Origin of the sequence: Chryseobacterium binzhouense (genome assembly GCF_007474545.1) — a bacterium.
Taxonomy (GTDB): Bacteria; Bacteroidota; Bacteroidia; order Flavobacteriales; family Weeksellaceae; genus Chryseobacterium; species Chryseobacterium binzhouense.
On the sequence record NZ_VKOG01000007.1, the window covers coordinates 44,567 to 57,089 of the forward strand.

Annotated in this window: 13 protein-coding genes; 11 read left to right on the top strand and 2 right to left on the bottom strand. The window is 35.1% G+C overall.

Features of this window, described 5'->3' with window-relative positions:
* The first annotated feature begins 13 nt into the window (after window positions 1-13).
* Both FNE73_RS14715 and secG read left to right on the top strand, forming a co-directional pair.
* Complete coding sequence (locus FNE73_RS14715; RefSeq protein WP_143885322.1) at window positions 14-2,059, top strand: M16 family metallopeptidase; 2,046 nt, start codon at window positions 14-16, stop codon at window positions 2,057-2,059.
* 122 nt (window positions 2,060-2,181) lie between these two features.
* Complete coding sequence (gene secG / locus FNE73_RS14720) at window positions 2,182-2,529, top strand: preprotein translocase subunit SecG (RefSeq protein ID WP_143885323.1); 348 nt, start codon at window positions 2,182-2,184, stop codon at window positions 2,527-2,529.
* A gap of 53 nt (window positions 2,530-2,582) precedes the next feature.
* Here secG and FNE73_RS14725 read toward each other — a convergent pair whose 3' ends face one another.
* Both FNE73_RS14725 and recR read right to left on the bottom strand, forming a co-directional pair.
* Window positions 2,583-3,422: a glycosyltransferase family 2 protein gene (locus tag FNE73_RS14725; protein ID WP_143885324.1), complete on the bottom strand. Its 840-nt coding sequence runs from the start codon at window positions 3,420-3,422 to the stop codon at window positions 2,583-2,585.
* Complete coding sequence (gene recR / locus FNE73_RS14730; RefSeq protein WP_143885325.1) at window positions 3,423-4,034, bottom strand: recombination mediator RecR; 612 nt, start codon at window positions 4,032-4,034, stop codon at window positions 3,423-3,425.
* Between the two features lie 120 nt (window positions 4,035-4,154).
* On the opposite strand from recR, the gene FNE73_RS14735 reads away from it, so the two are divergent.
* The 9 genes from FNE73_RS14735 to FNE73_RS14775 all read left to right on the top strand — a co-directional run bounded on the left by FNE73_RS14735 (window position 4,155) and on the right by FNE73_RS14775 (window position 12,496).
* Window positions 4,155-4,760: an LURP-one-related/scramblase family protein gene (locus FNE73_RS14735; RefSeq protein WP_143885326.1), complete on the top strand. Its 606-nt coding sequence runs from the start codon at window positions 4,155-4,157 to the stop codon at window positions 4,758-4,760.
* A gap of 50 nt (window positions 4,761-4,810) precedes the next feature.
* Entirely contained in the window at window positions 4,811-5,302 is a 492-nt protein-coding gene (locus FNE73_RS14740; RefSeq protein ID WP_143885327.1) for a hypothetical protein, read from the top strand.
* 132 nt (window positions 5,303-5,434) lie between these two features.
* Window positions 5,435-6,880 carry an aminoacyl-histidine dipeptidase gene (locus tag FNE73_RS14745; RefSeq protein WP_143885328.1) on the top strand — a complete coding sequence of 482 codons (1,446 nt, stop codon included), beginning with the start codon at window positions 5,435-5,437 and terminating at the stop codon, window positions 6,878-6,880.
* A 153-nt stretch (window positions 6,881-7,033) separates the two neighbouring features.
* Window positions 7,034-7,432 (top strand): OsmC family protein, encoded by a 399-nt coding sequence (locus FNE73_RS14750; protein WP_143885329.1) that lies wholly within the window; start codon window positions 7,034-7,036, stop codon window positions 7,430-7,432.
* A gap of 1 nt (window position 7,433) precedes the next feature.
* On the top strand, window positions 7,434-7,715 hold the full coding sequence (locus tag FNE73_RS14755) for a GNAT family N-acetyltransferase (RefSeq protein ID WP_185147360.1): 282 nt from the start codon (window positions 7,434-7,436) through the stop codon (window positions 7,713-7,715).
* Window positions 7,716-7,996: 281 nt separating this feature from the next.
* A complete protein-coding gene (locus tag FNE73_RS14760) occupies window positions 7,997-9,571 on the top strand; it encodes a sodium:solute symporter (protein WP_143885330.1) in 1,575 nt (524 codons plus the stop codon).
* An 83-nt stretch (window positions 9,572-9,654) separates the two neighbouring features.
* A complete protein-coding gene (locus FNE73_RS14765; RefSeq protein ID WP_143885331.1) occupies window positions 9,655-10,500 on the top strand; it encodes a GIY-YIG nuclease family protein in 846 nt (281 codons plus the stop codon).
* A gap of 113 nt (window positions 10,501-10,613) precedes the next feature.
* Window positions 10,614-11,465, top strand: coding sequence for a transketolase (locus tag FNE73_RS14770; protein ID WP_143885332.1), 852 nt, complete (start codon window positions 10,614-10,616; stop codon window positions 11,463-11,465).
* Between the two features lie 86 nt (window positions 11,466-11,551).
* Window positions 11,552-12,496, top strand: coding sequence for a transketolase family protein (locus tag FNE73_RS14775; RefSeq protein ID WP_143885333.1), 945 nt, complete (start codon window positions 11,552-11,554; stop codon window positions 12,494-12,496).
* The last annotated feature ends 27 nt before the right edge of the window (window positions 12,497-12,523 follow it).

Sequence of the window (12,523 nt, forward strand, 5' to 3'; positions counted from 1 at the left end):
AAAATTTTTACAAATGAAAAAGCAATTAACATATATAGCCGTAGCATTTTTATTTTCAGGAATGCTTTCTGCACAAAAAATTGATTTGAATGCAATGCCAAAACCAGGACCAACTCCTGTGATCAACATTGCCAAGCCAAAAACTTTTCAGCTTAAAAACGGGATGACCGTAATGGTTGTGGAAAACAACAAGTTACCAAGAGTAAACATGAGCCTTTCAATGGACAGACCTCCTTATTACGAAGGAGATATTGCCGGAGTAAGCGAAATCATGGCAGATCAGCTGGGTAACGGAACCACTACTTTAAGCAAAGACGAATTTAATAAAAAAGTAGACTTCTTAGGAGCTAATTTAAACTTCAGCTCAGGAGGTGCAGCTTCCAATTCCCTTTCAAAATACTTTCCGGAAGTTTTAAATTTAATGGCTGATGCAATCATCAATCCTAAATTTTCTGCTGACGAAATTCAAAAATCAAAAGAAAGATCAATTGAAGGCTTAAAAGCTTCAGAAAAAAGTGCCGATGCCATTGCATCAAAAGTTTCCAACGCATTAGCCTACGGAAAAAACACTTCAAGAGGTGAATTTGAGACAGAACAATCTATCAGCAAAATTCAATTATCAGACGTACAGAATATATACAAAAAACATTATGTACCAGACAATGCTTATCTGGTAATTGTGGGTGATGTAAAGTTTGACAAGGTGAAACCGATGGTTGAGAAAGCTTTTGCTAACTGGAAAAAAGCAGGAACAACATATCGGCCTCTTGAGCCGGCTAATAATGTTGCCAAAACAGAGATCAATGTTGTAGACGTTCCTACTGCAGTACAGTCAGTAGTTTCGGTGGAAAACCTTACTACATTGAAAATGAAAGATCCAAACTACTTCCCGGCAACAATTGCCAACTACATTCTTGGAGGTGGTGGTGAAGCAAGACTTTTCATGAATCTTCGTGAGAAAAACGGCTTTACTTACGGAGCTTACTCAAGCATGAGTGCAAGCAAGTATTCTCCTTCTTTTTCTGCGCAGGCAAGTGTAAGAAATGAAGTGACTGACAAGGCGATAAAAGAGTTTATGAATGAGCTTAATGCTATCTCAACAGTAAAACCTGATGAGCTTGAAAATGCAAAGGCAAAGCTTAAAGGAAGTTTCATCATGTCATTGGAGCAGCCTGCGACTATCGCAAGATTTGCAGTAAACCAAAAAGTACAGAATCTGCCGGAAGATTTCTACACCAACTATTTGAAATCAATTGATAAAGTAACTGCAGCTGATGTTTCTAATGCGGTAAAATCTACTATTAATCCAAATCAAAGCAGAATTTTTGTTGCCGGTAAAGCATCTGATATTTCTGAAAGCCTTGAAAAATTAGGATATCCTGTAAAGTATTATGACAGCAATGCAAATCCTGTAGCTAAACCTACTGTACAAAAAGTTGATGCCGGTGTAACTGTTGCTTCTGTTGCCGATAAATATATTGCAGCTATCGGAGGCAAGGAAAACATTGCTAAAGTTAATTCTTATACTGTAAACGCATCAATGTCTATGCAGGGACAAAACATTGATATTAAAAACATCAAAGCTAAAGGAGGAAAAGAATTAATGCTTGTTACAGCTAACGGAATGACTTTCCAGAAGCAGGTATTTGATGGTAAAACCGGTTTTTCTGAGCAAATGGGTCAAAAAGCAGAAATGACTAAAGAGGAAATTGCAGACAGATTGAAGAACACTGAACTTTTTCCTGAGGTTGGCTTTGCTAAATCTGGAGATTACAAATTGGCAGGAATTGAAAAAATCAACGGTGAAGATTCTTACGCAATTAAGAGCAACGATACTACCTATTACTATAGCGTAAAAACAGGTCTTAAAACAGGAGAAACAAAAACAATGTCAGCGCAGGGACAAACATTTACCATCCCTACAACTTTCTCTGACTACAAAGATGTTTCCGGTGTAAAAATGCCTTACACAATGACGGTGAACCAAATGGGAATGGATATGACCATGAAGGTAAAATCTTATGAAGTAAATCAGGCGAAAGATACAGACTTCAAATAAGAATCAATATATTTTTAATGAAACGGCGGCATTCAGCTGCCGTTTTTATTTTTATATCAATCTTATTTTGCTGTTCGGCAAAAAAACATTAAATTTGCCCATTCAAAAAGATATCAAAATTAATGGATACAATATTTACACTATTGATGGTTCTTATTATGATTGCCTGCGTACTTCTGGTAATCGTTGTTATGGCTCAAAACCCTAAAGGTGGAGGTCTTTCAAGCACATTCGGGGGAGCATCTTCCGCACAGTTTGGCGTACAGAGAACCAACGATTTTATGGAAAAATCTACATGGACTTTAGGAACTGTGATTATCGTTTTAATTTTGATCAGTGTAGTAGTAACAGGTAAACCAAAGAAAACGGTAGCTCCGATTCCGGCAGCACCAGTTAAAACTGAAGCTCCGGCAAAGAATGCTCCGGCTTCTGAAAATAATCCTGCTCCGGCAAACGCACCGGCTAAATAAGATTTAAATTAACTAATAATAAAAAAATGCAGCTCAATCCTGAGTTGCATTTTTTATTTAAGCTTTATTTTTTCAATTTTATGTCTGAGCTTTAAACCAGCTTTAAGAAAAGAGTATTGAACGGGATTTTGAGTTTTATAATATTTATCAATAAAAACCTGCATTGCTCCGTAAAACCGTTGCAGATATATCTCATCTTTTATGGTGCTTTCTCCTTTATGATGAAGAATAGAAACTTTACCGTAATAGTAATTCCTAAATCCGTGATTCAGTAAAGTATAGCAAATATCAATATCTTCTCCGTACATAAAGTATTTCTCATCCAATCCGCCAACAGCATGATACACTTCTTTTTTTATCAGAAAAAAAGCTCCGGTAATGACTTCTGTTTCTCCAATGTCATATTCTTCAATATCATTTCGGTAATATGATTTTGAATTATTCTTCTTAAATCCTGCAAAAAGTTTTTCAAACGAATTGAACATATCAGGTACGGATCTTTTACTTTCAGGAAGAAAATTACCTTCCGCATCATGCATTCTTACACCGAGACAGCCAAATTTAGGTTTAGAATCTGCAAAATCTAAAATTTCTTTTAAGTAAAATCCTTCAAGCTCCGTATCGGGATTCAGAATAAGAAGGTATTCCCCTTTCGCCGACTGTATTGCTTTGTTATTCGCCTTAGAAAAACCGTCATTGGTAACAGAAGCAATAAAGTGGAAATCAGGAAACTCGCTGATAAGATTTTTCCATGACACATCTGAAGAATTATTATCAATAACAATCACCTCATACTCTACCCCAGTTCCGTATTTTTGAATTGAAAGAAGGCAATTTCTCAATAACTGCGTAACATTGTAGTTAACGATTATAAACGAAAGTTTCACCATCATTTAATCTTTTTCGTTATATGGCAACCTGTTGACAATAGATCTTCCCAAAGAAATTTCGTCTGCATATTCCAATTCATCACCTACAGAAATTCCTCTTGCGATACTGGAAAATTTAACATCCGAATTTTTGAATTTTTTGTAAATATAATATGCCGTTGTATCTCCCTCCATTGTTGCGCTCAAAGCAAAAATAAATTCTTTTACATTTCCTGTACTTAGCTTTTTTTCAATACTCGGAATATTAAGCTGATTCGGACCTACTCCTTCCATTGGGGAAATTTTACCGCCTAAAATAAGATATTTCCCTGTATATTTCCCTGTATTTTCAATCGCAATCACGTCTCGTACATCCTCCACAATACAGACAACCTCATCGCTTCTTTTATGGCTGCTGCAAATCTCACAGATTTCAAAATCCGAAAAATTATGACATTCTTTACAGTATTTTATTTCATTAACAAGACTTATGATAGAATTTCCCAGTCCCGCTGCTCTGGAACTCGGCTGCTTAAGAAGATGAAGAGCTAAGCGTAAAGCGGTTTTCTTTCCTATTCCGGGAAGTCCTGAAATTTCGTCAACTGCTTTTGCCAATACTTTACTCGGATAATCCATATCTGCAAAAATAACAATTATACTTGATAACCAGAAGCTAAATAAGGCTAAAATCTATCTTAGACCAGAAGAGAAATTTACATAAAAAACCACTATCTTTGAAATGATAAAAAAATCAGAATGACTTTAAACAACCTGAACTATCCGCTTGATTTTAAATTTAAAATTACCACTCTTGCCAGTGATTTCAATATTACAGATAAAAATGGAAACTATGTGGCGTATGTACGTCAGAAAATGTTTAAACTGAAAGAAGATGTAATCGTTTTTAACGATGAAAGCAAAACCAAGGAGCTGTTTAGAATTCAGGCAAACCAATGGATTGATTTTAACGCTTCTTATTCTATCAAAAGTATTTTGGATGGAAAAAATTTCGGAAGACTTGCCAGAAAAGGAATGCGTTCTATATGGAAATCTACTTATAATATCTTGGATCAGACTGATCAGAACAGATTCACCGTTACAGAAGACAATCCGTGGGTGAAAATTTTCGACAATATGGTAGGAGAAATTCCGGTTATCAGTATGTTTACAGGATATTTTCTTAATCCTTCATACACCGTAAAAGGAATTGACGGTAAAGATTATTTCAGACTCAAAAAGATGCCTTCTATGTTTGGAAGAAGGTTTCAGCTGGAAAGATTGATTGATATAGACGATGAAGATGAAAGTCTTGTTATTCTGTCCTTATTGATGATGGTTCTTCTGGAAAGATCAAGAGGATAAATAAGCTTATGGCTTATAATTTGAAACTGTATTTTTTTTAAAATTTATCAATGAAATATTTAATCATTTTAGTTTCAGCTTTTATGTTGATTGCCTGTAAAAAAGATAAAGAAAGCATTTCGGAATCAGTAAAAACAGACTCCATAAAAAACATTCAGGATTCAGCAAAAACAGCTATTCAGAATACGGATATCACTGTTAATTCCTTTCCTTTTCCTAAAGAAATAAAAGAATGCTCCTGCTTTTTCTCTAAAAACAGAGAAGATTTTCTTAACGAAAAATATATTTATGCAGATGATGCCGGAAAAACGGCTTATATGATGCTGGACGGAAAAAGAATGGCATTAAACCTGATCTCATCCAGTGACATGGAAGCCAATGATGAACTTAGCAAAGAAATTGAAAACGAAAATTATAAAATATCCGTAAAAGGAAAAAAGATAAAAAACGAAGAAGCCTTATTGTTTGAAGGCACTCTAACGATAGAAAAGCCGGACGGAACAAAAAGCGTGATTCCAATTTATGGCGAATGCGGATGTTAAGCAATTAGTAGTTAGTAATTAGTAATTAGTAATTAGTAATTAGTAATTAGTAATTAGTAATTAGTAAAAATACAGCTCCTGAATTTCGGGAGCATTTTTTTTATCCGTAAATTTGAGAAAAATAAAATTTTTATGGAATTATCCAACATAGAACCTCAGATTATCTGGAAAAATTTTTCTAAGCTGAATGCTGTTCCAAGACCTTCAAAAAAAGAAGAAAAAGTAATTGCATTTATCAAAGAATTTGGTGAAAATCTCGGACTTGAAACCATTGTAGACGAAACAGGAAACGTCATCATCAGAAAACCGGCAACTCCCGGAATGGAAAACCGCCAATCTATTGTCATGCAATCGCATCTGGATATGGTCTGCCAAAAGAACAATGATGTAAACTTTGATTTTGAAACTCAGGGAATTCAAATGGAAATTGACGGGGATTGGGTAAAAGCAAAAGGAACTACATTAGGTGCAGACAATGGCTTAGGCGTGGCAACCATTATGTCGGTTTTAGAAAGTACGGATATTCCTCATCCTGATCTCGAAGCTTTGTTTACCATTGATGAAGAAACAGGCATGACAGGTGCTTTAGGATTAAAACCAGGACAGTTAACCGGACAAATTCTGCTCAATCTTGATACTGAAGAAGATGATGAGATTGACATAGGCTGTGCCGGAGGAATTGATGTGACGATTACGCAGTCTTATCAAGTAGAAGAAGCAAAAGGGCAGTTTATAAGAATTGAAATAAAAGGTTTACAGGGAGGTCACTCCGGAATGGATATTCATAAAGGATTTGGAAATTCAAACATCATTTTAGGAAGATTTTTATATGAAGGATTGAATAATCAAAACATCCAACTGATATCTATTGACGGCGGAAGCCTTAGAAATGCCATTCCAAGAGAAGCTTTTGCTGTAATTTCTGTAAGAAATGCCAATGAGTTTATAGAAAATACAAGTAATGGCTTAAAAAAAGAAATCCTTGAAGAATTCGCTTCCGTTGAGCCGGGACTTCAAATCAATATAGAACACACAAGCAATACAGAAAAAGCCTTATCAGAAGCAGACTCTAAAAGGATAATTTTAACGCTTAAATCATTGCATAACGGTGTATATAGAATGAGCCCGGATGTTGCTGATCTGGTTGAAGCATCCAACAATGTCGCAAGAGTTGATCTTAAAAATGGTGATTTGAAAATTTTAAACTTATCAAGATCTTCGGTAGAATCTTCAAAAAACTCCGTAGCAGAACAGCTGAAATCAGTAGCAGAATTAGCAGGAATGAATGTAGAATTCAGCGGTTCGTATCCCGGATGGAAACCTAAACCCGGCTCTGCAATCGTTCAGCTCATGGAGAAAATTTATACGGAAAAGTTTAATGAAAAGCCTCATGTTGTTGCCTGTCACGCAGGTCTGGAGTGCGGAATCATCGGAGCCAATTATCCGGAGATGGAAATGGTAAGCTTTGGTCCTACAATCAGAGGAGCTCATTCGCCTGATGAAAAAGCAAGCATTTCTTCGACACAGAAATTCTGGGAATTTACCAAAGATATTTTGGCCAATATTCCTCTAAAATAATTTTTGAATTTCTATTAAAATTGTAAAATCGAAATTATTACGTATTTTAGAAATCTGATAATTTATTGTCTGATAGAGATAAACCAAATTATTCAGATTTCTAATTTTTTTTTCATAAAATTGTTTTTATTGAAATAAAATCTTTACTAAAAAATGGCACTAACTGTAAAAGCAAGCTTAGGAACTACAAAATATTATACAGAAGTTGTAGCAGGTGACAATCACCTGATTACCGATGAACCTCTTGACAAAGGCGGACAAAACAAAGGCTTCAATCCTTTTGAAATACTCGCAACATCTTTGGCAAGCTGCACTGCAGCTACACTGCGAATGTATATCGACAGAAAAGAATGGGAAGTAGAGAAAATAGATGTGGAAGTAGAACTGGAAAATTTCCCTCTCACCAAACTCGCTGTTTTTAAAAGAAACATCAGTTTTGACGGAAAACATCTTAGCGAAGAACAGCTAAAAAGGCTTCATGCTATTGCAGATGCCTGTCCGATACATAAAATTCTGACCAACGAAATAGAAATTCAAACAAAATTTTCTTAAAATGATAGAAGTAAAACAAAACGACGACAAAAAACACGGAAGCTTTGAAGCTTCAATCGACGGAAACAAAGCCGGACTCATGACCTACACATGGGCAGGTGAAGACAGGTTTATTATAGATCACACCGAAGTGGAAGAAGCCTACAACGGAAAAGGAGTCGGAAAAGAAATGCTGATTAAAGCAGTAGAATTTGCAAGAGAAAACAACAAAAAAATCATCCCTCTCTGCCCGTTTGCGAAAGCTACTTTCCAGAAAAACGAAGACTTAAAGGATGTTCTGTAATTTTGGATAATGGAAGCTGGACGCTTGATGTCGGTTTCCACAAACAATAAAGATTTCCACGGATAATTTATGGAAAATCTGTTATCATTGCCACAAATGCACGAATTTGTTTTTTCTAATTTCTTAAACAAATTCGTGCATTCGTGGCTATTTTCTTAGATATAATAAATCTGTGTGAAGCTTCGCAATCTGTTTGAAATTTCCAAAACTTCCATCAACAAACATTCAACATACAGCTGCATTTGAAAAAAAACTATATTTGCTGAAAATTATTTATAAGCATGAATTCAGGAACAATCCTTTTGCTATTTGTTTTTATATACTTCATCGGGCTTTTGGTCATCTCGTATTTCACAAGCCGAAACTCTGATAATCAGTCCTTTTTCATCGGAAATAAAAAAAGTAAATGGTGGCTTGTAGCATTTGGAATGATCGGAACCAGCTTAAGCGGTGTTACCTTTATTTCCGTTCCGGGAACTGTCGGAAAAATGACCGGAACTGAATATATTTTTGGTGGTTTCGAGTATTATATGATGGTTATCGGGTTTTTCATCGGATACTTTATTGTTGCTGCTATTCTTCTTCCGCTTTATTATAAGATGAATCTTACCTCAATTTACACTTATTTAGGCAAGAGATTCAATGTTGAGGCACACAAAATCGGTTCGGTATTTTTCATTGTTTCAAGAGCAATCGGGGCAACTGCGAGACTTTATCTTGTTGTAAATGTTTTACAGATATTTTTACTTGAAGCTTTGGGAGTTCCGTTTTGGGTAACTGCGTTGGTGCTTTTACTGATGGTGCTTTTATATACTTTTGAAGGCGGAGTAAAAACCATCGTCATTACAGATACGTTGCAGACTTCTTTTATGATTATCAGTTTAATAGCCTGTATCGTTTATATTTTATCTAATCTAAATCTATCTTTTGGAGAAGCTTATACCATTTTAGAACAGAAAAATTACACTCATTTCGTCAATTTAGATCCAAATTCAAAAACATTTTTTCTGAAAACCATTTTAGGTGGAATCTTCATTACGATAGCCATGACCGGACTGGATCAGGAAATGATGCAAAAAAATATTTCGGTTGACAATCTTCAGAATTCCAAGAAAAATATGCTCACTTTTGCAGGAACTTTACTTATTGTAAATCTTGCTTTCCTGTTTCTAGGTGGGTTACTTTATCTTTTTGCCTTGCAAAATGGAGCGGGCTATGCTCAAATCACCAATATTGTAGACGGAAAAGAAGTTGTTTCTAATATTTTCGGGTTCAAAAATGCTTCGGGAAATATTACCAATATTATGGGAGACGATTTATTCCCTGCATTATCTTTAAACGGATATTTTCCAATGGCAATTTCTGTAATTTTCATCATCGGGCTTATTTCTGCTCTTTTCCCTTCGGCAGACGGAGCTTTAACCGCAGTGACAAGTTCATATTGTGTGGATCTTCTCAACCTGAATGAAGACAAAAAGAAAACAGAAAAGCAGAAAAAACGTCTTAGGATGAAGGTTCACTTAACTTTTACAGCAGTTTTCTTTCTTCTAATTATGGTTTTTAAAGCATTAAATGATAAATCTATTGTTTACTTAATCATGGAAGTTGCCGGGTATACGTATGGACCACTTCTGGGACTTTTTGCTTTTGGAATTTTTACCAAATTTAAAATTTCAAGAAAATATTCAATTCTTGCGGTGACGATTTTAGCACCGATTATTACATACTTAATAAATTTAGCGGTAACTACTTATACTGACTACAAAATTGGCGTAGAATTGATTATTCTGAATGGATTGCTGACGTTCGTTGGTTTATGGTTGGTGAAGAATAAGAATTATCTGAAGGTGGTTTAAATTATCATTATCAAAGAACTTTTTAAGTTACTTCATAAAATATTATTGCTAAAGCAAACTTTATATTTAAAAAAAATTGAATAATGGCTTTTGGTAAAACAATTAAAATATTTCTAATAGACGGTGATCCAAATGGAAGAATGTCTTGCGAATTATCAAACTGGACAGGTAAAGCATATAAAATCCCTAGAATAAAAATTAAAGATTGCGTTGATCGAAAAGATTTAATGTCTACAGGCGTTTATTTGTTATTAGGAAAAAATGACAGCAATAAAGATTTAGTTTACATTGGGGAAGCAGAAAATGTATTTGCAAGATTAAATCAACACCTTTCCAGTAAAGACTTTTGGAATGAAGCAATTGTATTTACAAGTAAAGACGAGAATCTGAATAAAGCACATATTAAATACCTCGAAAATAGACTCCATGAAACTGCAACAAAAACTAACAGATATATTTTAGAAAACGGATGTATACCTACCCAATCTTCAATTTCAGAATCTGACCGAGCTGAAATGGAAGAATTTCTAAATTATATATTTCTAATGGTTAATACCCTTGGTCACAAAGTTTTTGAAGATAAGAGAGAAAATTCTCAATCTTCAAAAAACAAAGAAATTTTCTATATTACATCTGCAAGAGGTTGCGAGGCTACAGGAGAACAAACATCTGAAGGCTTTCTTGTTTTAAAAGGATCAAAAGTAGCCGATTCAGTTACACCATCATTATCAAATTCTTTTAAAAACTTCAGGGAAGAGTTATTAAAAAAAGAGATAATTGTTAATAATCAATTCACTGAAGACTTTATTTTTTCAAGTCCATCTTATGCTGCAGCTATAGTGATGGGAAGAAATGCTAATGGTTTGACAGAATGGAAAACTTCTGACGGTAGAATTCTTAAGAGTTTAGAAACTAATTTATTAATTTGAAAATAATAAAATACTAATTTATTAACATAAATCCGGCTTCAATAACCGGATTTTTTACATTTCCGTAAACCGTCAAAAAATCGTAAATTCGCACGCAAATAAATCTATCAAAAATGAGTAAAAGTATTGAAGAGCTGAAATCTCTTACTACGCAAATCAGAAGAGACATTTTAAGAATGGTTCATGCTGTAAATTCTGGTCACCCGGGTGGAAGTTTAGGCTGTACAGAGTATTTCACAGCACTATATGGTAAAGTAATGAACTATAATCTTCCATTTACTATGGAAGGAAAAAATGAAGACCACTTCTATCTTTCCAACGGACATATCTCTCCGGTTTTCTATTCTACTTTAGCAAGATTCAACTTCTTTCCTGTGGATGAATTGAGAACTTTCAGAAAATTAGATTCGAGATTACAGGGACACCCTACTACTCATGAAGGTTTACCTGGAGTAAGAATCGCTTCAGGATCTTTAGGACAAGGACTTTCTGTTGCTTTGGGAGTTGCTGAAGGAAAAAAATTAGATGGCGACAATTCTTTAGTTTACTCGCTTCACGGAGATGGGGAATTGCAGGAAGGACAAATCTGGGAAGCTTTGATGTATGCTGCAGCTAAAAAAGTTGACAATATTATTTCCACTATAGATTATAACGGACAGCAGATTGACGGAAGCACAGACAACGTACTTTCCCTAGGAAATCTTCATGCAAAGCTGGAAGCTTTCGGATGGACTGTTCTTGAAGAGAAAAACGGAAACGATATGGAAGCCGTGATCGCTATTTTAGAAAAAGCAAAAACAGAAACAGGAAAAGGAAAACCTGTAGCAATCATCCTTTATACTCAAATGGGATTTGGTGTAGATTATATGATGGGAACTCACGCTTGGCACGGAAAAGCTCCTAATGACGAACAATTGGATACTGCTTTCAAACAATTATACTTAGAAGCTCCGACAGATTATTAATATGAATGATTAATGATAATTGATAAACGATATTTTTTAAAAGTCAATTATTTACATCATCAAACAATTATAAATTTAGAATTCTCATGAAATATACATATACAGAAAAAAAAGATACACGTTCTGGTTTCGGAGCCGGATTAGCAGAATTAGCAGATAAAAATCCAAATGTTGTTGCACTTTGCGCAGACCTTATCGGTTCTTTAAAGATGGAAAAGTTCATCGAAAAAGCTCCTGAAAGATTTTACCAGGTAGGTATCGCAGAAGCCAATATGATGGGTATTGCAGCAGGATTAAGCATAACAGGAAAAATTCCATTCACAGGAACTTTCGCCAACTTTTCTACTTCAAGAGTATACGATCAGATCCGTCAGTCGATTGCATATTCTGATAAAAATGTAAAAATATGTGCTTCTCACGCAGGTCTTACTTTGGGTGAAGACGGGGCAACACATCAGGTTTTAGAAGATATTGGAATGATGAAAATGCTTCCGGGAATGACGGTAATCAATCCTTGTGATTACAACCAGACCAAGGCGGCAACACTTGCTATTGCAGATCACAAAGGTCCTGTTTATTTAAGATTCGGAAGACCAACTGTTCCTGTATTTATTCCGGAAGATATGCCTTTCGAAATTGGAAAAGGAATCATGCTTCAGGAAGGAACCGATGTAACCATTGTTGCAACAGGTCACCTCGTTTGGGAATCTTTGGTTGCAGCAGATGAACTTGAAAAAGAAGGCATCTCTTGTGAAGTGATTAATATACACACCATTAAGCCATTAGACGAAGAAATCATTTTGAAATCCGTTGAAAAAACAGGTAAAATTGTCACTGCCGAAGAACACAATTACTTAGGTGGTTTAGGTGAATCGGTTGCCGGAATGTTGGCAAGAAAAAGACCTACAAGACAAGAGTTTGTTGCGGTAAACGATACTTTTGGGGAATCTGCAACGCCTGCGGAACTGATGAAGAAATATAAAATTGATGCAGCAGCCGTAAAAGAAGCAGTAAAAAGAATTTTAGCTTAATTGCTGCTCAACACATTATAAAAGTCC